A 21,958-nucleotide genomic window follows, 5' to 3' on the forward strand; every position below is an offset into this window, starting at 1 on the left:
GGAGGGGCAACCCAATTACCACATCACGGACTTAAGGAGGTGTGTCTCGTGGCTAAAAAAGTTATTAAAGTTGTAAAACTTCAAATCCCTGCTGGTAAAGCTAACCCAGCTCCACCGGTTGGTCCTGCATTAGGTCAAGCGGGTGTGAACATCATGGGATTCTGTAAAGAATTCAATGCGCGTACTGCTGATCAAGCTGGTCTTATTATTCCAGTTGAAATTTCAGTATTCGAGGACCGTTCTTTCACTTTCATTACAAAAACTCCACCTGCAGCAGTTCTACTTAAAGTAGCAGCTGGTATCCAATCTGGATCTGGTGAACCAAACCGTAAAAAAGTGGCAACGGTTAAACGTGATAAAGTTCGCGAAATCGCTGAAACTAAAATGCCAGACCTTAACGCTGCTTCAGTAGAAGCTGCTATGTTAATGGTTGAAGGTACTGCACGAAGCATGGGTATTGTTATCGAAGACTAATCCCATTTACTTGATGTTTTGTTTTTTGGAAGGTTGCGAAGTTTCTTTGTGAACACGCAACCTTTATTCGTGGGAGGTAAAATCCGCTATAACCACAATCAAGGAGGAAATATATAATGGCTAAAAAAGGTAAAAAACTGCAAGATGCAGCAAAATTAATTGATCGTAACTCACTATACAGTGCTCAAGAAGCAATCGAACTTGCTCAAAAAACTAGCACAGTAAACTTCGACGCTACTGTAGAAGTTGCTTTCCGTCTAGGTATTGATACTCGTAAAAACGACCAACAAATCCGTGGTGCAGTAGTGCTTCCAAACGGTACTGGTAAAACTCAACGCGTATTAGTATTCGCGAAAGGTGAAAAACTTAAAGAAGCTGAAGCAGCTGGCGCTGACTATGTAGGTGATGCAGAGTACATCCAAAAAATCCAACAAGGTTGGTTTGATTTCGATGTAATCGTAGCAACTCCTGACATGATGGGTGAAGTTGGTAAACTTGGACGCGTTTTAGGACCAAAAGGTTTAATGCCAAACCCTAAAACTGGTACAGTTACTTTTGATGTAACAAAAGCTATCGAAGAAATCAAAGCTGGTAAAGTAGAATACCGCGCTGATAAAGCTGGTATCATCCACGCTCCTATCGGTAAAGTTTCTTTCTCAGCAGAAAAATTAGTAGAAAACTTCTTAGCTGTATTTGATGTAGTGCAAAAAGCAAAACCTGCTGCAGCTAAAGGTACTTACATGAAATCTGTAAACGTTACAACTACAATGGGTCCAGCTGTTAAAATTGACGCTGCTAATGTAGTAGTAAAATAATTTATATATATGTTGACAACAGCAATAATACATGATATCATGATTGCTGTTGTGAATTATCCATTTGTACCGTAGACAGTAGGAGTGACTTGTCACTTAATGTTCCTACCGAGGACATCGGAATTCAGATTCTTATTTAAAGATGATGACTTTCAGCCTCTGTGTCTATTTGACTCAGAGGCTTTTCTTTTGTCGGTATAAATGACCCATTCTAATAGGAGGTGTCATCATGAGCAAAGCAATCGAAAACAAACAAGTACAAGTTCAAGAGATTACTGAAAAATTCCAAAACGCTTCTTCTGTAGTAGTTGTGGATTACCGTGGTCTTAACGTTGCACAAGTAACTGAGCTTCGTAAACAACTTCGTGAAGCTGGCGTTGAGTTCAAAGTTTACAAAAACACTTTAACTCGTCGTGCTGCTGAAGCTGCTGGTCTTGAAGGAATCAACGACGTATTAGTTGGTCCTAACGCAATTGCGTTCTCAAATGAAGATGTTGTAGCGCCTGCTAAAATCATCAACGAGTTCGCTAAGAAAAACGAAGCTTTAGAAATTAAAGCTGGTATTATTGAAGGTACGATTTCTTCTGTTGAAGATGTTAAAGCACTTGCAGAACTTCCATCACGCGAAGGTCTACTTTCTATGCTTTTATCTGTACTTCAAGCTCCTGTGCGTAACTTCGCACTTGCAACAAAAGCTGTTGCAGAACAAAAAGAAGAACAAGGCGCGTAATTTAATACGCATCAACACTTCTGCGGCCTGATCGCAAACAATAAAACATTATCCAATTAGGAGGAAATTATAATGAATAAAGAGCAAATCTTAGAAGCTATCAAAGCTATGACAGTTCTTGAATTAAACGATTTAGTAAAAGCTATCGAAGAAGAATTCGGTGTAACAGCTGCTGCTCCTGTAGCAGTAGTTGCTGGTGGTGCTGCTGGCGCTGCTGAAGAAAAATCAGAGTTCGACGTAGTATTAGCATCTGCTGGTGCAGAAAAAATTAAAGTAATCAAAGTGGTTCGTGAAATCACTGGTTTAGGTCTTAAAGAAGCTAAAGAAGTAGTAGATAACGCTCCTAAAGCTCTTAAAGAAGGCGTTTCTAAAGATGAAGCTGAAGAAATCAAAGCTAAACTTGAAGAAGTTGGCGCATCTGTAGAAGTTAAGTAATCTCGCGTTACTTTTTAACAAAAGGAAAGCTCGTCATTTTGGCGAGCTTTTTTCTTCATTCTGAGGAGGCGTGAAAAAATGTCAGATCATTATTATACAAGCAAGCCTCAAACTGAGAGTAAACCACGTCACTGGACATTCAAGTTACTGGGGCATTCGTTTACTTTTGAAACGGATGCAGGTGTTTTTAGTAAAAGCGAAGTAGATTTTGGATCCCGTGTTTTAATAGACGCTTTTCAAATGCCAGATATTGATGGTGCGATTTTTGATGTAGGCTGTGGATATGGTCCAATAGGGTTATCGATTGCCAAAACAAATCCAGACCGTACCGTTTTTATGATGGATATAAACGAACGTGCAGTTGCGCTTTCGCAAAAAAATGCGCAAGTGAACGGTGTTCAAAATGTGCGAATATTTGTGAGTGACGGCCTATCGATGGTTGATAACGATGTGGAAGCAGCAGCTATCTTAACGAATCCACCAATTCGTGCGGGGAAGGAAACGATTTTCCGCTTTTACGATGGAGCTTATGATCGACTAGTGTCTTCAGGTGAGCTTTGGGTAGTAATCCAGAAGAAACAGGGAGCGCCATCGACAGTGAGTTACTTGGAAGGAAAATTTTCAGAAGTCGATGTTGTTGAGAAGAAAAAAGGATACTGGATAGTACGTGCAAAAAAATAAATGAAATATGTATAATTTATTGACTTGACAAATCGGCTATGATAATATGATACAATGCAAAAATATTATTTTGAGGTCGTATGCCCTTTTTGTATAATTTTGTTTTAATGTGGGTATACTTGCCAAGATAAGTTTAGTTAACCGAAAATGAGATCTTTTTGAAGACTCGTTTTCTTTTTGTCTTTCGAAATCATACACTATTTGTATGATTTTGCAAAGACCTAATATCGCTTTATTGAGGGGTGAATGAGTTGACAGGTCAACTAGTTCAGTACGGACAACACCGCCAGCGTAGAAGCTTTGCGCGTATTAAAGAGGTGCTTGAGCTTCCAAATCTGATTGAGATTCAAACGGCGTCTTACGAGTGGTTCCTTGAAGAAGGTTTACGTGAAATGTTCCGTGACATTTCGCCGATCGAGGACTTTACAGGTAATCTTTCATTAGAATTCATCGATTATTCATTAGGTGAGCCTAAATATGATGTTGATGAATGTAAAGAGCGAGATGTTACTTACGCAGCTCCATTACGTGTGAAAGTACGTCTTTACAACAAAGAAACAGACGAAGTGAAAGAACAAGATGTCTTCATGGGTGACTTCCCATTAATGACTGAAACAGGTACGTTCATTATCAATGGTGCTGAACGTGTTATCGTTTCACAATTAGTTCGTTCACCAAGTGTGTATTTCCATGATAAAACTGATAAAAACGGTAAAAAAGGTTTTGGCGCTACAGTTATTCCAAACCGCGGTGCGTGGTTAGAGTACGAAACAGATGCAAAAGACGTAGTATATGTGCGTATCGATCGTACTCGTAAGCTACCAGTAACAGTGTTACTTCGTGCGTTAGGTTTCGGTTCAGACCAAGAGATTATCGATATTATCGGTGATAACGAGTATTTACGTAATACGTTAGAAAAAGATAACTCTGAAAGTACTGAAAAGGCACTTTTAGAAATCTATGAACGTTTACGTCCAGGTGAGCCACCAACAGTAGAGAGCGCGAAGAGCTTATTATACTCTCGTTTCTTTGATGCTAAACGTTATGATCTAGCGAATGTTGGTCGCTACAAAATGAATAAAAAGCTTCATATTAAGAATCGTTTATTTAACCAAACGATTGCTGAAACGCTTGTAGATCCAGAAACAGGCGAAATTTTAGTAGAAAAAGGTACTGTACTTGATCGTCGTACTTTAGATAAAATCCTACCTTACCTTGAAGATTCATCGAAAGGTATCGGTTTCCGCACTTTATCACAAGTTGGTGGTGTGCTTGAGGATGATGTAACCATCCAATCTATTAAGATTTATGCACCAAAAGATGAAGCGCAAAAAGAAATTAATATCATTAGTAATGCGTACATTGATGAAGAAGTGAAGAATATTACACCTGCTGACGTTTTAGCTTCAGTAAGTTATTTCTTCAACTTACTTTACCAAGTAGGAGCTACAGATGATATTGACCACTTAGGTAACCGTCGCCTACGTTCTGTTGGTGAGTTACTACAAAATCAGTTCCGTATTGGTTTATCTCGTATGGAGCGTGTTGTACGTGAGCGTATGTCAATTAACGACACAGCTGCGATCGTACCACAGCAATTAATTAATATTCGTCCTGTAATTGCGTCAATTAAAGAATTCTTCGGAAGTTCTCAATTATCACAATTCATGGACCAAACAAACCCATTAGCAGAGTTAACACATAAACGTCGTTTATCTGCATTAGGACCTGGTGGTTTAACACGGGAACGTGCTGGTTTCGAAGTACGTGACGTTCACTACTCTCACTATGGTCGTATGTGTCCAATCGAGACACCAGAGGGTCCAAACATTGGGTTAATCAACTCATTATCTTCATTTGCCAAAGTAAATAAATTTGGTTTCATCGAAACACCATATCGTCGTATTGACCATGAAACAGGTCGAGTAACGGACCAAATTGATTACTTAACAGCTGATGAAGAAGATAACTACTACGTAGCACAAGCAAACTCTCCGTTAAATCCAGACGGTACTTTTGCTAACGACGAAGTAGTAGGTCGTTTCCGTGGGGATAATACAGTATTCAATAAAGCTCAAATGGACTACATGGACGTTTCTCCTAAACAAGTAGTTTCTGCAGCGACTGCATGTATCCCATTCTTAGAAAACGATGACTCGAACCGTGCACTTATGGGTGCCAACATGCAACGTCAAGCAGTTCCACTTCTTAACCCAGAAGCACCATTCGTTGGTACTGGGATGGAACATGTTGATGCGCGTGATTCAGGTGCAGCTGTAGTAGCGAAATATGATGGTATTGTTGAGCACGTTGAAGCTCGCTCTATCCATGTTCGCCGCATTGAAGTCGTAGACGGTAAAGAGGTTAAAGGCGATTTAACGAAATATAAATTACAAAAGTTCATTCGTTCAAACCAAGGTACTTCATATAACCAACGTCCACTTGTAAAAGTAGGCGAGCGTGTGAAACCACGTGACATTTTAGCAGATGGTCCTTCAATGGAAAAAGGTGAACTAGCTCTTGGACGTAACGTATTAGTTGCATTCATGACATGGAACGGCTTTAACTATGAGGATGCTGTCATTATGAGTGAGCGCCTTGTAAAAGACGATGTCTATACATCTGTTCATATTGAAGAATATGAATCAGAGTCTCGTGATACAAAGCTTGGACCTGAAGAAATCACTCGCGATATTCCTAACGTTGGGGAAGATGCACTTCGTAACCTAGACGAACGTGGTATTATCCGCATCGGTGCAGAAGTACGTGATGGTGATATTCTAGTAGGGAAAGTAACGCCTAAAGGGGTTACAGAATTAACAGCTGAAGAACGCTTACTACACGCAATCTTCGGTGAAAAAGCTCGTGAGGTTCGTGATACTTCATTACGTGTACCACACGGTGCTGGCGGTATCATTCTTGACGTTAAAGTATTTAACCGTGAAGATGGCGATGAATTACCACCAGGTGTTAACCAATTAGTTCGTGCTTATATTGTTCAAAAACGTAAAATCCGCGTTGGTGACAAAATGGCCGGACGCCATGGTAACAAAGGGGTTATCTCGCGTATCTTACCAGAGGAAGATATGCCATTCATGCCAGATGGCACGCCTGTTGATATCATGTTAAATCCACTTGGTGTACCTTCTCGTATGAATATCGGACAAGTTTTAGAGTTGCACTTAGGTATGGCTTCTCGTTACCTTGGCGTTCATATGGCTACACCAGTATTTGATGGTGCCAATGAAGAAGATGTTTGGGAAACGATGGAAGAAGCAGGTATGAACCGTGATGGTAAAACAATCCTGTATGATGGACGTTCAGGTGAACCATTCGATAACCGTGTATCAGTTGGGATCATGTACATGATCAAACTTGCTCACATGGTTGACGATAAACTTCATGCACGTTCAACTGGTCCTTACTCACTAGTTACGCAACAGCCACTTGGTGGTAAAGCGCAATTTGGTGGACAACGTTTTGGTGAGATGGAAGTATGGGCACTTGAAGCATATGGTGCTGCTTATACACTTCAAGAAATTTTAACAGTTAAATCCGATGACGTTGTTGGTCGTGTGAAAACTTATGAAGCCATCGTTAAAGGTGAAAGTGTACCAGAGCCAGGCGTTCCAGAATCATTCAAAGTATTGATTAAAGAACTTCAATCTCTTGGTATGGATGTTAAGATGTTAACAGTTAATGATGAAGAAGTAGAACTTCGTGATCTAGATGAAGAAGACGATCTTCAACCAGCTGACGCACTTAACATTGCACCACAGCCAGATACAGAAGAAGAGCCAGTAGAGTCTTTTGAATAATGGAAAACCAAATTCACAGTTGTGAATAGGTCAAACTTATTTTTCAAATTAGCCGGGCAGGATTTAACGCCCTGCCTGGCTTTTTCTTTTAATAAATCATTCTATTTCTAATCCTTTGCCAAAGAGGCAATTCTTTGCAAACGATTATCGAGCTGCGTAAAAGAGTCTTTATAAAGACCTATACTAGAGGGAGGTAGGCTCCTTGATAGACGTTAATGAATTTGAATATATGAAAATTGGTTTAGCATCTCCTGACAAGATTCGTTCTTGGTCATATGGTGAGGTTAAAAAACCTGAAACTATTAACTACCGTACATTAAAACCAGAAAAAGATGGTTTATTCTGTGAGCGTATTTTTGGTCCAACTAAGGACTGGGAATGTCATTGTGGTAAATATAAACGTGTACGTTATAAAGGCGTTGTTTGTGATCGTTGTGGTGTTGAAGTAACACGCGCTAAAGTTCGTCGTGAACGTATGGGACACATCGAATTAGCAGCACCAGTTTCTCACATCTGGTACTTCAAAGGTATTCCTAGCCGTATGGGTCTAATTTTAGATATGTCACCACGTGCATTAGAAGAAGTTATTTATTTTGCATCATACGTTGTGATTGAACCAGGTGCTACAAATTTAGAAAGCAAGCAATTACTTTCTGAAAAAGAGTACCGTGCATACCGTGAAAAATTCGGAAACACATTCGAAGCTTCAATGGGTGCAGAAGCAATCAAAAAATTATTAGGCAAAATTGACCTAGAAGATGAAACACAATCTTTAAAAGAAGAGTTAAAGTCTGCACAAGGTCAAAGACGTACTCGTGCGATCAAACGTCTTGAAGTTGTCGAATCTTTCCGTAACTCAGGTAACTCACCTGAATGGATGATTTTAGATGTACTACCTGTTATTCCACCAGAGCTTCGTCCAATGGTGCAATTAGATGGTGGACGTTTTGCAACTTCAGATTTAAACGATTTATACCGTCGTGTAATTAACCGTAATAACCGTTTAAAACGTTTATTAGATTTAGGTGCTCCAAGCATCATCGTACAAAACGAAAAACGTATGTTACAAGAAGCTGTTGACGCACTAATTGATAATGGTCGTCGTGGACGTCCTGTAACTGGTCCAGGTAATCGCCCATTAAAATCACTTTCACATATGTTGAAAGGTAAACAAGGTCGTTTCCGTCAAAACTTACTTGGTAAACGTGTTGACTATTCTGGTCGTTCCGTTATCGTAGTAGGTCCAAACTTAAAAATGTACCAATGTGGTTTACCGAAAGAAATGGCGATCGAATTATTCAAGCCATTCGTAATGAAAGAGCTAGTAGAACGTGGTCTTGCACATAACATTAAATCTGCTAAACGTAAAATCGAACGTTTAAACAACGACGTATGGGACGTTTTAGAAGATGTTATTCGTGAGCATCCAGTACTACTAAACCGTGCACCAACGCTTCACCGTCTTGGTATTCAAGCATTTGAACCAACACTAGTTGAAGGCCGTGCGATCCGTCTTCACCCATTAGTATGTACAGCTTATAACGCTGACTTCGATGGTGACCAAATGGCGGTTCACGTACCGTTATCAGCTGAAGCACAAGCTGAAGCTCGTCTTCTAATGCTTGCTGCGCAAAACATCCTGAATCCAAAAGACGGTAAACCTGTTGTAACACCATCTCAAGATATGGTATTAGGTAACTACTACTTAACACTTGAACGTGAAGGTGCTCGTGGTGAAGGTACTGTATTCTATGGTCCAAATGAAGTGTTAATTGCCTATGACACAGGTCATGTACATTTGCATACACGTATCGCTATTAAAGCAAGTTCGTTAAATAACCCAACATTCACAGAAGAACAAAATAATATGTTCTTATTAACAACTGTTGGTAAAGTTATCTTTAATGAAATATTGCCTGAGTCATTCCCGTACATCAATGAGCCAACTGATTTCAACTTAGAGCATGAAACACCTGAAAAATACTTCGCTAATTTAACAATTGACGAAGAAACGCTAAAAGAGCTTGAATCAGATAATGCTTACAAAAATCTTGATGAAAAAGGGAAAATCGATGCACAACGTACAGCTGTATTACGTAAATATTTTGCATCTGTACCAGTTGTAAATCCATTCCGTAAAAAATTCTTAGGTAATATCATTGCAGAAGTATTTAAACGTTTCCACATTACTGAAACATCTAAAATGCTTGACCGCATGAAAAACCTAGGATTCAAATATTCAACACGTGCTGGTATTACAGTAGGTGTATCTGATATCGTGGTATTACCAGATAAAGGTGAAATTTTAGCTGAAGCTCAAGAAAAAGTGGATAAAGTTCAAGCGCAATTCCGTCGTGGTTTCATCACAGAAGATGAGCGTTATGATCGTGTAATCTCAAGTTGGAGTGCTGCGAAAGATGAAATTCAAGCGAAGCTGATGAAATCACTTGAGAAAACAAACCCAATCTTCATGATGTCTGATTCAGGTGCCCGTGGTAACGCATCTAACTTTACTCAGTTAGCTGGTATGCGTGGACTGATGGCCAACCCGGCTGGTCGTATCATCGAACTTCCAATTAAATCTTCATTCCGTGAAGGTTTAACAGTATTAGAGTACTTCATCTCTACTCACGGTGCTCGTAAAGGTCTTGCCGATACTGCCCTAAAAACTGCCGATTCAGGTTACTTAACTCGTCGTCTTGTTGACGTTGCACAGGATGTTATTGTGCGTGAAGATGACTGTGGTACTGACCGCGGTTTAACAATTGGCGCATTAATGGAAGGCACTGAATTAATTGAGGCTCTTGATGAGCGTATTGTTGGTCGTCATACGAAGAAAACAATCTTCCATCCTGAAACTGGTGAAGTGATTCTAGAAAAAGACGGATTAATCGACCAAGATATCGCTCGTGCAGTTATCGAGGCTGGTATTGAAGAAGTGACAATCCGTTCAGCATTTACATGTAATACAAAACATGGCGTATGTAAAAAATGTTACGGCATGAACTTGGCAACAGGTGAAAAGGTTGAAGTTGGGGAAGCAGTTGGTATTATTGCAGCTCAATCAATCGGTGAACCAGGTACACAATTAACAATGCGTACATTCCATACAGGTGGGGTTGCCGGAGATGATATTACACAAGGTCTTCCACGTATCCAAGAGATCTTTGAAGCACGTAATCCAAAAGGTCAATCTGTTATTTCAGAAATTGCTGGTACTGTTTCAGATATCACAGAAATTCGTGAAGGCTTAAAAGAAATTACTATTCAAGGTGATGTAGAAACTCGTAAATACCAAGCACCTTATAATGCACGTCTAAAAGTTATCGAAGGTGATAATGTAGAACGTGGTCAAGTTTTAACAGAGGGTTCTATCGATCCAAAACAATTGCTAAAAGTCAAAGACGTTTCAACTGTTCAAGAATATTTATTAAAAGAAGTTCAAAAAGTATACCGTATGCAAGGGGTAGAAATTGGGGATAAACACATTGAGGTAATGGTTCGCCAAATGCTTCGTAAAGTTCGTGTAATTGAAGCTGGTGATACAGAATTACTACCAGGTTCATTACTAGATATCCACCAATTCTCAGAGGCAAATGCAGATGCTGTTATGAATGGCAAAAACCCTGCAACTTGTCGTCCAGTGATCCTTGGTATTACAAAAGCTTCTCTTGAAACAGAGTCATTCTTATCTGCTGCATCATTCCAAGAAACAACTCGTGTGTTAACAGATGCAGCAATTAAGGGTAAACGTGATGAGCTTCTTGGATTAAAAGAGAACGTAATTATCGGTAAGCTTGTTCCAGCAGGTACTGGTATGCAACGTTATCGTCAAATCCGCATCGAAAAAGATGAGCTTGACACAGAAGTCGTTTCTGCTGAATAAACATTAAAATAGGGCCGAAGAGATGTATTTTCATCATCTCTTCGGACTTTTTAAAGATATTGGTTGACAGTGTAATCTGGTAATGATAATATATTGAAGGTTGATAGTTAACTGTCTGTACTTCGGAGGATATGAAAATGTCTTATGATAAAGTAAGGGCTAGTCAAACAATCATAGGTACAAAGCAAGCAGTAAAAGCAATGCAAGCTGGTTCAGTGAAAGAACTTTTTGTGGCACTTGATGCAGACAATTGGGTAACCGATTCGGCCATATCTTTCGCGAGAGAAATCGGTATACCAGTTATTCTTGTTGAGTCCAAAAAGGAACTGGGCAAGGCCTGTGGAATCCATGTTGGAGCTGCAGTAGTTGCGATTACTGTAGAGTAGTTTTTGTGTAAAAAGCACAAAGACTTTGTTTTTACCCAAAAAATGAACCACCTGGATGTGTGGTATTAAAAAAAGAAGGAATGAAGGGAGGAAAAATCGATGCCTACAATTAACCAATTGGTACGTAAGCCTCGTAAATCTAAAATCACGAAATCAAATTCACCAGCGTTAAACAAAGGATATAACTCATTTAAAAAATCTTTAACTGATGTTAAATCTCCACAAAAACGTGGTGTTTGTACTCGTGTAGGTACAATGACGCCTAAAAAACCAAACTCAGCGTTACGTAAATACGCTCGTGTACGTTTAACTAACCAAATCGAGGTTACTGCGTACATTCCTGGTGAAGGCCATAACTTACAAGAGCACAGTGTTGTTCTTATCCGTGGCGGTCGTGTAAAAGACTTACCGGGTGTTCGTTACCATATCGTTCGTGGTGCTCTTGATACTGCTGGTGTAAACGGTCGTATGCAATCACGTTCTCTATACGGTACAAAACGCCCTAAAGAAAAAAAATAATATAAAATATATAAGTTATTTACTCAATGAAAGGAGGAAAACACATGCCTCGTAAAGGTCCTGTTTCCAAACGTGACGTGTTACCAGATCCAATTTATAATTCAAAACTAGTAACTCGTTTAATCAATAAAATGATGATTGATGGTAAAAGAGGTACTTCTCAAAAGATTTTATACGGTGCGTTCGAACTAGTTAAAGAACGTTCTGGTCAAGATCCAATCGAAGTATTCGAAGCTGCTCTAAATAACGTAATGCCAGTTCTTGAAGTACGTGCTCGCCGTGTTGGTGGTTCTAACTACCAAGTACCAGTTGAAGTACGCCCAGAACGTCGTACAACTTTAGGTCTTCGCTACCTAGTTAACTATTCTCGTCTTCGTGGTGAAAAAACTATGGAAGAGCGTTTAGCTAACGAAATTCTTGATGCTTCTAACAACACTGGTGCATCAGTTAAAAAACGTGAAGATATGCACAAAATGGCAGAAGCGAACAAAGCATTCGCTCACTACCGTTGGTAATCTAAACATAGCATAAGCCCAATATGGAAGGAGAAATACCTAATGAAACGCGAATTCTCTCTAGAGAATACTCGTAATATTGGGATCATGGCTCACATTGATGCTGGTAAAACAACAACAACTGAGCGTATCCTTTATTACACAGGTAAGATTCACAAAATCGGTGAAACTCATGAAGGCGCTTCTCAAATGGACTGGATGGAGCAAGAGCAAGAACGTGGTATCACAATCACTTCTGCTGCGACAACAGCTCAATGGAAAGGCAACCGCGTAAACATCATCGATACTCCTGGACACGTAGACTTCACTGTAGAAGTAGAACGTTCTTTACGTGTACTTGACGGCGCAGTAACTGTACTTGATGCTCAATCTGGTGTTGAACCTCAAACAGAAACTGTATGGCGTCAAGCTACAACTTACGGTGTACCACGTATCGTATTCATTAACAAAATGGATAAAATGGGTGCAGACTTCCTATATTCTGTAGGTACTTTACACGAGCGTTTACAAGCAAATGCTCATCCAATCCAATTACCAATTGGTGCGGAAGATGAATTCAAAGCAATTATTGACTTAGTAGAAATGGATGTAACTTACTACGATAACGAAGAAGGTACAGCATTACGTGAAGGTCAACCAATTCCTGAAGAATATCAAGCTCAAGCAGATGAGTACCGTGAAAAGTTAATCGAAGCAATTGCTGAAGTTAATGAAGAAATCATGGAAAAATACTTTGCTGGTGAAGAAATTACTAAAGAAGAGCTTAAAGCGGCTATCCGTAAAGCGACAATCGCAGTAGAATTCTATCCAGTAATCTGTGGTACAGCATTCAAACACAAAGGTGTTCGTAAAATGCTTGATGCAGTTATCGACTACTTACCATCTCCAGTTGATGTACCTGCTATTAAAGGTACAACTCCAGATGGTGATGAAACTGAACGTCCATCTTCAGACGAGGCGCCATTCGCAGCTTTAGCATTTAAAGTTATGACTGACCCATTCGTAGGTAAATTAACGTTCTTCCGTGTGTACTCTGGTGTTCTTGAATCAGGTTCATACGTACAAAACTCTTCAAAAGGTAAACGTGAGCGCGTAGGTCGTATCCTACAAATGCACGCAAACAGCCGTGAAGAGATTTCAAAAGTATTCGCTGGTGATATCGCAGCTGCTGTAGGTCTTAAAGATACAACAACTGGTGACACTCTTTGTGAAGAGAAAAACCTTGTTATCCTTGAGTCTATGGAGTTCCCAGAGCCAGTTATCTCTCTTTCTGTAGAACCTAAATCTAAAGCTGACCAAGATAAAATGGGTCAAGCTTTACAAAAGCTACAAGAAGAAGATCCAACATTCCGTGCACATACAGACCAAGAAACTGGTCAAACAATCATCTCAGGTATGGGTGAGCTTCACCTTGATATCTTAGTTGACCGTATGCGTCGTGAATTTAAAGTAGAAGCTAACGTTGGTGCTCCAATGGTATCTTACCGTGAAACATTCCGTGGCTCTGCTCAAGTTCAAGGTAAATTTACTCGTCAATCTGGTGGTCGTGGTCAATACGGTGACGTATGGATCGAGTTCTCTCCAAACGAAGAGGGTAAAGGCTTTGAATTCGAAAATGCTATCGTTGGTGGTGTAGTTCCACGTGAATATATTCCAGCTGTTGAAGCAGGTCTTCGTGACTCGCTTGACCGCGGTGTAATCGCTGGTTATCCATTAATCGACATCAAAGCGAAATTATTCGATGGTTCATACCATGATGTTGACTCAAACGAAATGGCATTTAAAATCGCTGCATCTATGGCACTTAAAGCTGCTGCATCAAAATGTAGCCCAGTTCTTTTAGAGCCAATGATGAAAGTTGAAGTTGTAATTCCTGAAGAATATCTTGGTGATATCATGGGTAACATCACTTCTCGCCGTGGCCGCGTAGAAGGTATGGAAGCTCGCGGTAACGCTCAAGTTGTTCGTGCGATGGTTCCACTTTCAGAAATGTTTGGATATGCAACAACTTTACGTTCTGCAACGCAAGGTCGTGGTGTATTCTCAATGGTATTCGATCATTATGAAGAAGTACCTAAATCAATCTCTGAAGAGATCATCAAAAAAAATAAAGGTGAATAATTGAAATTTCATCTTGCATAAAGTATAACTAATTTGTAAGCTATGATTGCAGGATAGGGGATGGGCCCGTTCTCTATCAGCATTCATTCTATAAATTTTAAATCTAAAACATACAATTTTGAGGAGGCAATCTCTAATGGCTAAAGAAAAATTTGACCGTTCTAAAACGCATGCTAACATTGGTACAATCGGACACGTTGACCATGGTAAAACTACTTTAACTGCTGCAATCGCTACAGTTCTTTCTAAAAAAATGGGTGGTACAGCTAAATCTTACGCTGACATCGATAACGCTCCAGAAGAAAAAGAGCGTGGTATCACAATCAATACTTCTCACGTAGAATACGAAACAGCTACTCGTCACTATGCACACGTTGACTGCCCAGGACACGCTGACTATGTTAAAAACATGATCACTGGTGCTGCTCAAATGGACGGCGGTATCTTAGTAGTATCTGCTGCTGATGGCCCAATGCCACAAACTCGTGAACACATCCTTTTATCTCGTCAAGTAGGTGTTCCATACTTAGTAGTATTCATGAACAAATGTGATATGGTTGACGACGAAGAATTATTAGAATTAGTAGAAATGGAAATCCGTGACCTACTATCTGAATATGACTTCCCAGGTGACGATATTCCTGTAATCAAAGGTTCTGCTCTTAAAGCTCTTGAAGGTGAACCAGAATGGGAAGAAAAAATCGTTGAATTAATGGACGCTGTAGATTCTTACATCCCAACTCCAGAACGTCAAACTGACAAACCATTCATGATGCCAGTAGAGGACGTATTCTCTATCACTGGTCGTGGTACAGTTGCAACTGGCCGTGTTGAACGTGGTCAAGTTAAAGTTGGTGACGTAGTTGAAATCATCGGTATTGCTGAAGAAGCTAAATCTACTACTGTAACTGGTGTAGAAATGTTCCGTAAATTATTAGACTATGCTGAAGCTGGAGACAACATCGGTGCTTTACTTCGTGGTGTAGCTCGTGAAGAAATCCAACGTGGTCAAGTATTAGCTAAACCAGGTTCAATCACTCCACACACTAACTTCAAAGCTGAAGTTTACGTTTTATCAAAAGAAGAGGGTGGCCGTCATACTCCATTCTTCTCTAACTACCGTCCTCAGTTCTACTTCCGTACAACTGACGTAACAGGTATCTGTAACTTACCAGAAGGCGTTGAAATGGTAATGCCTGGTGACAACATCGAAATGACAGTTGAACTTATCGCTCCAATCGCTCTAGAAGAAGGTACTAAATTCTCTATCCGTGAGGGTGGCCGTACTGTAGGCGCTGGCGTAGTTGCTTCTATCCAAAAATAATTTTAGCTTATGCTAATTTCAAACCAATCTGTAGGGACGCCTACAGATTGGTTTTTTTGTGTTAAAATAAAGGGAAAATAAGGTTTTTATTAGTTTATGTGTATATAGTTGTTAGCATGTCATTTAGAAAAAATATTTAAAAAGAAAGGCGTTTTGAATATGGAAATGAAAATATTGCTGATTGAAGATGATCCTTCTATTTTTAGGATGATTCAAGAACGGTTTGCGCAGTGGTCATTACATGTTTTCGGACCTAAAAATTTTCAAAAAGTAATGGATGATTTTATAGAGGAGAAGCCTCATCTTGTGCTAATCGATATTCAATTGCCTGCCTTTGACGGCTTTCACTGGTGTCGAGAAATCCGTCATCTTTCAAAAGTACCAATTCTTTTTCTATCTTCCCGAGATCATCCTATGGATATGGTAATGGCCATGCAAATGGGGGCAGATGATTTTATACAAAAGCCCTTTCATATGGAAGTGTTACTTGCAAAAGCACAGGCTATATTGCGAAGAACATATGACTATGTTGATGATAAAATGGACGTCACACGTTTTAATGATGCTGTTATTGATTATGCTAGAAGTGAAATTATGTATGACGGGAGTATCGCTTCATTAACTAAAAATGAGCTCTTTATATTACGGATTTTAGTAGAAAATGCTAATCATATTGTTTCGAGAGATGAGTTAATGAGAAAACTGTGGGATGATGAACGTTTTGTAAACGATAATACTTTGTCGGTAAATGTTAATCGATTACGTACAAAGTTAGAGGATATTGGTTTACGTGATGTGATTCAAACGAAAAAAGGCCTGGGGTATATGGCAGTGAGCCAAGGGATGTGAGTAATTTGATATTATTTATTAGAGAACGCATTGCATGGATAGGCTTTTTTATCTTCATTATTGTAATGTTAAATATGTTATTTCTTCTAGATGTTGGTTTAAATAGTGTCTCCATTTGGTATGTTAACGTTAGTTTGCTTGTTAGCTTTTCACTTTTTTTGATGTGGCGTTATGTTTTTGAAGTTGGGAAATTAAAAGATTTCCTGGGAAATATGGATAGCCATCTTGATGATGCACATAAAGGCGGCCTTGCTTTAACTCCTTTTCAGGATGTATGCTTTCGAAAAGTTGAAGATATCCTTGATGAGAAGAACAGGGAATTAAATCAAGCTAAAGTGCAGCTACAAGAGTATTCAGATGAGTTATTGGCCTGGGTTCATGAAGTAAAGGCACCTTTAACAACCATTAATTTAATGTTAGAACATGTTGAAGACTTACAACTGCGTCGAAAATTAGAGAATGAATGGCTGAGGTTACATCTTTTGGTTGACCAACAGCTGCATCTAACAAGGTTAGCCTCAATTGAAAAGGATAATTATTTAAATATAGTTGAACTGAAACCGATCGTATATAAAGAAATCAGGGATTTGCAAGCATGGTGTATTGAAAAGGGGATTGGCTTTGAAGTCGATGAGCTCACAGAGTCGGTTACAACGGATCCTAAATGGCTGGCGTTTATTGTTCGACAAATACTCTCAAATGCCATCAAGTATAGTCCAGCAAGTTCTGAAATAACGATCTTTACTGAACTTGACCCAACCGGAGCCACTTTATTACATATTAAAGATGTAGGTATTGGAATACCCTTGGAAGATCTACCTAGAATTTTTCAAAAATCGTATACAGGAACAGCAGGAAGAGAATCCTCACAATCTACAGGAATGGGTCTTTATTTAGCGTATAATGTAGCCCAGAAAATTGGTATTCGTATTAATGTTCAATCGAGTGTTGGGGAAGGCTCATTATTTACGTTGCGTTTCCCATTACAAAATGAATATATCAAACTAACAGGTAGATGACGAAAATGTCACCTACCTTTTTATATTGTCATGTAAAACGCACGAATGTTCAGATGTGACAGGGTACACTTGGAATATAGAAAGGGGCGCTATCAAGTGACAGTTTTAATTGGTCGTAAGATAAAGAAAGTATATGGTAAAAAATCAACCGCTCAAGAAGTATTAAAGGGTATTGATTTAGAAGTGAATAAAGGTGAGTTCGTAGGGATTATGGGTCCTTCTGGCTCTGGGAAAACAACACTTTTAAACGTCTTATGCTCAATTGACTTTGCGACAGAAGGTGTTATTGAAATAAACGGTCATAATTTGCGTGGTATGAAAGAAAAGGCTTTAGCGAACTTCCGTCGAGAGCAGCTTGGTTTCATTTTTCAAGATTATAATTTACTGGACACTTTAACAGTAAAGGAGAATATTCTTCTACCGTTAGCGATCAGTAAGTTACCGAAAGCTGTTGCAGAAAGTAGAGTGAAGGAACTCACATCCTTACTAGGTATCACTGAAATTTTAAATAAATATCCTAACGAAATATCAGGTGGGCAAAAACAGCGTACATCTGCTGCCCGTGCACTTATTACGAATCCATCGTTAGTGTTTGCTGACGAGCCTACTGGTGCATTAGATTCAAAATCAGCCACAGCCTTGCTCCAAAATCTACAAAACATTAATGAGACAAAAGAAGCGACAATCATGATGGTTACGCATGATGCTGTCGCTGCAAGCTTCTGTACACGTGTTTTATTTTTAAAAGACGGTCATATTTATAGTGAGCTATATAAAGGCGATAAAACAAGACAGGCTTTCTTTCAGGAAATCATGCATACTCAAGGTGTGCTAGGCGGTGATGGTTATGAGTCTTAGTAAGTTAGTGCTAAAGAGTATGAAGAAAAATATGAAGCACTACTATCTATATTTTTTTGCACTTATTTTTAGTGTTACTTTATATTTTTCCTTTGTAACATTGCAAAATAATTCTGAAGTATGGGACGCTGTTCAAATGAGCGGAACGGCCACAGCAGGATTTAAGGCAGCAACTTATATTCTATATTTTATCGTTTTGTTCTTCGTCCTATATGCAAATCACTTATTTATGAAGCGACGTAGCAAGGAAATCGGCTTGTACCAATTGATAGGCATGACAAAGGGATTGATTGTCCGTTTATTAGCAATCGAAAACATTTTATTATTTGTTGGGGCTGTTATTTTAGGAATGCTTGCTGGTTTCTTTAGCTCTCGTGTATTTGCGATGATTTTATTACGTGTACTTGAAAAAGAAGCGCTTGTAACTATGACGTTTAGTACACAGGCATTACAGCAGTCAATGATTGTCTTTACCATTCTTTTAATCATTGTCCTTGTACAGATGGCTTGGATGATCCATCACGTTTCATTATTATCATTATTTAGCGCAGCCAAACAAGCAGACGAGCGTGTAAGACGTTTTAGTGCATTACAAATGGCAATTGGCTTTATTGGGCTTGTCCTGATTGTTTATGGCTACTATGCGTCAACAAAGTTATTTGATATTGAATCTGCAGGTAACCTATTTATCAATATGATTATCATATTAGCTACTACAATAGGCGGGACATTCCTTGTCTTTCGTTTCTCAGTCGCATTTATTATGAATACGATTCGTTTAAAGAAAAAAGGGCATCTATCAATTCGAGATGTACTAGCATTAACGCCAATTATGCATCGTATGAAGAGTAACGCAAAGTCTTTAACACTTATCACCGTGTTAACTGGTGTATCGCTAGGTGTAACGACTTTATCCTATATCGCCTACTATTCGTCAGAGGCATCTGCATATAGCCAAGTACCAGGTGATTTCATTCTGCTTGAGGGGCAAGGTACTCAATTTTTAGATGAGTTAGAGAACAATAACATTGCCTATGATAAAGTAGATTATCGTTTACAAGGTGTAACAGCTTCGGTAGGTCAATTAATGTCTAAAAAGCAAAAGGATAATCCTTTATATACAATGGAAGGAACCATTTATACCATTCCACTTTCGGATTATCAGCAAAGTGTTCCAGAAGCCTCATTAACAGGTAACGATGTTGTTTTAACAAACTATGGAGGGTATATGGCCGAGATGTTCCCCTTAGAGAAGGATCATGACTTAAATGTAACGGCAGGGGAGCTGAAGGAAACATTTCACGTTGTAGAAGTTCATGATAAAAGTATTATTAGTGGTGTTGTAACAGCTGGTGGTGGCGGCCCAATCTTTGTTGTGACAGATGATATGTTTACAAAATTATCTACACAATCAGAGTTTTATCCTTGGCACCAACAAACAACCATTACTTTAAAGTCAAAAGAGGAGTTAGAAAGAGCAGAGGAACTATATATTCAAACTAATGCGGGTGTTGTTACGGCTACAGAACCTGAAGGTGAGACACAGCAATATACTCAATCATCTTATGAAGGGAAACGTAAAGATAATATTGAGTCATTAGGTCTTACAATCTTTACAACAGCATTTTTAGGATTAGCATTTTTAATGACGACTGGTAGTATTCTATACTTCAAACAAATGTCAGAGGCAGAGGAAGAGCGTGGTTCCTATACGATCCTAAGAAAAATTGGTTTTGCAGAAAGAGATATAATGAAGGGTATATATATGAAGCAAGCGTTTAATTTTGGTGTTCCATTAGTTATTGGCTTACTGCATAGCTATTTTGCTGTTAAATCAGGTTGGTTCTTATTTGGCACCGAGTTAACGGCCCCATTATGGATTGCGATGTGCTGTTATATCGCTTTATATACAATTTTCGCCATCCTTTCGGTAGGGTACTATAAAAAAGTGGTACGAGAATCATTGTAACAATTTAATAATGAGAAACTCAAAACAGTGTGATGATTCTATTTCACACTGTTTTTATTTTGAAACCGTGAAAATCCTTGACTTTCAATTATCTGAATAATAAAGTTTAACATGTTAGTAATTTAGCAAGTGAAAGTGAAGTGTGGTTATGAATGCAGTTATAATGGCGGTAGCCGTTATGTTAATATTAAGCTTACTCCGAATTAATGTGGTTCTTTCCTTAGTTTTAGGAGCCTTTGTTGGTGGCCTGACAAGTGGGATGGGCATTGAAGCAACCGTCCAATCCTTTACAGAAGGGTTAGGGGCAGGAGCAACAATTGCTTTAAGCTATGGTCTTCTTGGCGGTTTTGCTATTGCCATTGCCAAAACAGGAATACCAGAATTAATGATTGCTGGAATGTTAAACATCCTCAACGGAGAAAGTAATAGAAAAGGGTTAGTGAAGGTCTTAATTTTTTTCCTTATTTTCGTGATGTCTATTTTATCTCAAAATGTCATTCCTATTCATATTGCTTTTATTCCATTAATGATTCCTCCCATTTTAAAAATTTTAAATATCTTGGAAGTTGATCGACGTATAATTGCAACCCTAATTGCTGTAGGCTTAATAGGTACTTACAGTTTTGTGCCTGCTGGTTTTGGAGCGATTTTTCAAGATATCGTGGCAACGCAAGTGTCGGAGGCTGGAATGACAGTATCTTCACGTGATGTTCCTGCAGCAATGGCGATCCCAGTGCTAGGCATGCTGGTAGGGTTGATTATGGCTTTCATTATTTATCGTAAGCCACGACAGTATAGACAGGATGATGTGGAGACGGAATCATTAAATGTTAACGTCACCAAGTATGTTATGTTTTCTACTGGACTTGCATTAGTTGTAGCGTTATGTGCGCAAGTACTAACAGATTCAATGATTGTAGGTTCGTTCGCTGGCATTATGATCATGTATTTTACAGGTGCGCTTAAATGGAAAGAGGCAGATGATATTCTATCTGAAGGAATGAAGATGATGGCCTTTATCGGGTTTGTAATGATTGCGGCAAATGGTTTCGCAGCAGTTATTAATGCTACTGGCGATGTGGACAGTTTAATTACAAGCTCTATTACTATTCTACAAGGAAATAGAAGTCTAGCGATCTTTATCATGTTGGTTGTTGGTTTAGTTGTAACGATGGGGATTGGTTCATCGTTCGCAACAGTGCCTATTATTGCTACGTTATTTGTTCCTTTAGCACAAGGGTTAGGATTGAGTCCTTTAGCAATACTATGTTTAATTGGTACGGCAGGTGCGTTAGGAGATGCAGGCTCTCCAGCTTCAGATTCAACACTTGGACCGACTGCAGGTTTAAACGTAGACGGACAGCACCATCATATTTGGGATACCTGTGTCCCGACATTTATTTTTATTAACATTCCCCTGATTGTATTTGGCTGGATTGCCTGTGTTTTCTTTTTATAAGTTAGAAGTAGTTTCTATAAACTATAGAGACTACTTCTAACAAGTTGTTTGAAATGTCCGAAAACGTTGATATAACAACCTTAAGTGTTGCATTATGTTT

The 21,958-nt window shown here is 39.0% G+C and carries 17 protein-coding genes and 1 other annotated feature; all 17 genes read left to right on the forward strand.

The annotated features are described in order from the left end of the window. The first annotated feature begins 48 nt into the window (after positions 1-48). The 17 genes from rplK (at position 49) to SJW71_RS01465 (ending at position 21,858) form a co-directional block, all read left to right on the forward strand. Positions 49-474 (forward strand): 50S ribosomal protein L11, encoded by a 426-nt coding sequence (rplK, locus tag SJW71_RS01385; RefSeq protein ID WP_004233593.1) that lies wholly within the window; start codon positions 49-51, stop codon positions 472-474. 116 nt (positions 475-590) lie between these two features. Beyond that, positions 591-1,289, forward strand: coding sequence for a 50S ribosomal protein L1 (gene rplA, locus SJW71_RS01390; protein WP_274794963.1), 699 nt, complete (start codon positions 591-593; stop codon positions 1,287-1,289). Between the two features lie 51 nt (positions 1,290-1,340). After that, positions 1,341-1,486 (forward strand) — a sequence feature (ribosomal protein L10 leader region). Between the two features lie 32 nt (positions 1,487-1,518). Continuing rightward, positions 1,519-2,019 (forward strand): 50S ribosomal protein L10, encoded by a 501-nt coding sequence (gene rplJ / locus SJW71_RS01395; protein ID WP_025116453.1) that lies wholly within the window; start codon positions 1,519-1,521, stop codon positions 2,017-2,019. Between the two features lie 72 nt (positions 2,020-2,091). After that, on the forward strand, positions 2,092-2,454 hold the full coding sequence (gene rplL / locus SJW71_RS01400) for a 50S ribosomal protein L7/L12 (RefSeq protein WP_274794962.1): 363 nt from the start codon (positions 2,092-2,094) through the stop codon (positions 2,452-2,454). A gap of 78 nt (positions 2,455-2,532) precedes the next feature. After that, positions 2,533-3,135: a class I SAM-dependent methyltransferase gene (locus SJW71_RS01405; RefSeq protein ID WP_312506407.1), complete on the forward strand. Its 603-nt coding sequence runs from the start codon at positions 2,533-2,535 to the stop codon at positions 3,133-3,135. Positions 3,136-3,377: 242 nt separating this feature from the next. Beyond that, positions 3,378-6,953, forward strand: a complete 3,576-nt coding sequence (rpoB, locus tag SJW71_RS01410; protein ID WP_274794960.1) for a DNA-directed RNA polymerase subunit beta — start codon at positions 3,378-3,380, stop codon at positions 6,951-6,953. A gap of 202 nt (positions 6,954-7,155) precedes the next feature. Beyond that, positions 7,156-10,839, forward strand: coding sequence for a DNA-directed RNA polymerase subunit beta' (gene rpoC / locus SJW71_RS01415; protein WP_274794959.1), 3,684 nt, complete (start codon positions 7,156-7,158; stop codon positions 10,837-10,839). A gap of 137 nt (positions 10,840-10,976) precedes the next feature. Further along, positions 10,977-11,225, forward strand: coding sequence for a ribosomal L7Ae/L30e/S12e/Gadd45 family protein (locus SJW71_RS01420; RefSeq protein WP_132362679.1), 249 nt, complete (start codon positions 10,977-10,979; stop codon positions 11,223-11,225). Between the two features lie 99 nt (positions 11,226-11,324). Beyond that, positions 11,325-11,744 carry a 30S ribosomal protein S12 gene (gene rpsL, locus SJW71_RS01425; protein WP_004233609.1) on the forward strand — a complete coding sequence of 140 codons (420 nt, stop codon included), beginning with the start codon at positions 11,325-11,327 and terminating at the stop codon, positions 11,742-11,744. Positions 11,745-11,788: 44 nt separating this feature from the next. Then, a complete protein-coding gene (gene rpsG, locus SJW71_RS01430) occupies positions 11,789-12,259 on the forward strand; it encodes a 30S ribosomal protein S7 (RefSeq protein ID WP_004233610.1) in 471 nt (156 codons plus the stop codon). A gap of 42 nt (positions 12,260-12,301) precedes the next feature. Beyond that, positions 12,302-14,380 carry an elongation factor G gene (fusA, locus tag SJW71_RS01435; protein WP_274794958.1) on the forward strand — a complete coding sequence of 693 codons (2,079 nt, stop codon included), beginning with the start codon at positions 12,302-12,304 and terminating at the stop codon, positions 14,378-14,380. 136 nt (positions 14,381-14,516) lie between these two features. Next, positions 14,517-15,704, forward strand: coding sequence for an elongation factor Tu (tuf, locus tag SJW71_RS01440; RefSeq protein WP_274794957.1), 1,188 nt, complete (start codon positions 14,517-14,519; stop codon positions 15,702-15,704). A gap of 159 nt (positions 15,705-15,863) precedes the next feature. Further along, positions 15,864-16,553, forward strand: coding sequence for a response regulator transcription factor (locus SJW71_RS01445; protein WP_274794956.1), 690 nt, complete (start codon positions 15,864-15,866; stop codon positions 16,551-16,553). Further along, entirely contained in the window at positions 16,550-17,572 is a 1,023-nt protein-coding gene (locus SJW71_RS01450) for a sensor histidine kinase (protein WP_431811676.1), read from the forward strand. The genes SJW71_RS01445 and SJW71_RS01450 overlap by 4 nt, the downstream gene beginning before the upstream one ends. Before the next feature lie 96 nt (positions 17,573-17,668). After that, a complete protein-coding gene (locus tag SJW71_RS01455) occupies positions 17,669-18,430 on the forward strand; it encodes an ABC transporter ATP-binding protein (protein WP_274794954.1) in 762 nt (253 codons plus the stop codon). Then, on the forward strand, positions 18,420-20,399 hold the full coding sequence (locus SJW71_RS01460; protein ID WP_322611857.1) for an ABC transporter permease: 1,980 nt from the start codon (positions 18,420-18,422) through the stop codon (positions 20,397-20,399). Before SJW71_RS01455 ends, SJW71_RS01460 begins: the two co-directional genes overlap by 11 nt. 148 nt (positions 20,400-20,547) lie before the next feature. Then, positions 20,548-21,858 (forward strand): Na+/H+ antiporter family protein, encoded by a 1,311-nt coding sequence (locus tag SJW71_RS01465; RefSeq protein ID WP_431811677.1) that lies wholly within the window; start codon positions 20,548-20,550, stop codon positions 21,856-21,858. Positions 21,859-21,958 lie beyond the last annotated feature (100 nt).

Origin of the sequence: Lysinibacillus sp. FW12 (assembly GCF_050817245.1) — a bacterium.
In the GTDB taxonomy this organism is placed as follows: Bacteria; Bacillota; Bacilli; order Bacillales_A; family Planococcaceae; genus Lysinibacillus; species Lysinibacillus irui.

Coding starts and splice junctions, on each gene's coding strand:
- rplA (WP_274794963.1), top strand. CDS start 591: ATGGCTAAAAAAGGTAAAAAACTGCAAGATGCAGCAAAATTAATTGAT.
- rplJ (WP_025116453.1), top strand. CDS start 1,519: ATGAGCAAAGCAATCGAAAACAAACAAGTACAAGTTCAAGAGATTACT.
- rplL (WP_274794962.1), top strand. CDS start 2,092: ATGAATAAAGAGCAAATCTTAGAAGCTATCAAAGCTATGACAGTTCTT.
- SJW71_RS01405 (WP_312506407.1), top strand. CDS start 2,533: ATGTCAGATCATTATTATACAAGCAAGCCTCAAACTGAGAGTAAACCA.
- SJW71_RS01420 (WP_132362679.1), top strand. CDS start 10,977: ATGTCTTATGATAAAGTAAGGGCTAGTCAAACAATCATAGGTACAAAG.
- rpsL (WP_004233609.1), top strand. CDS start 11,325: ATGCCTACAATTAACCAATTGGTACGTAAGCCTCGTAAATCTAAAATC.
- rpsG (WP_004233610.1), top strand. CDS start 11,789: ATGCCTCGTAAAGGTCCTGTTTCCAAACGTGACGTGTTACCAGATCCA.
- fusA (WP_274794958.1), top strand. CDS start 12,302: ATGAAACGCGAATTCTCTCTAGAGAATACTCGTAATATTGGGATCATG.
- tuf (WP_274794957.1), top strand. CDS start 14,517: ATGGCTAAAGAAAAATTTGACCGTTCTAAAACGCATGCTAACATTGGT.
- SJW71_RS01445 (WP_274794956.1), top strand. CDS start 15,864: ATGGAAATGAAAATATTGCTGATTGAAGATGATCCTTCTATTTTTAGG.
- SJW71_RS01460 (WP_322611857.1), top strand. CDS start 18,420: ATGAGTCTTAGTAAGTTAGTGCTAAAGAGTATGAAGAAAAATATGAAG.
- SJW71_RS01465 (WP_431811677.1), top strand. CDS start 20,548: ATGAATGCAGTTATAATGGCGGTAGCCGTTATGTTAATATTAAGCTTA.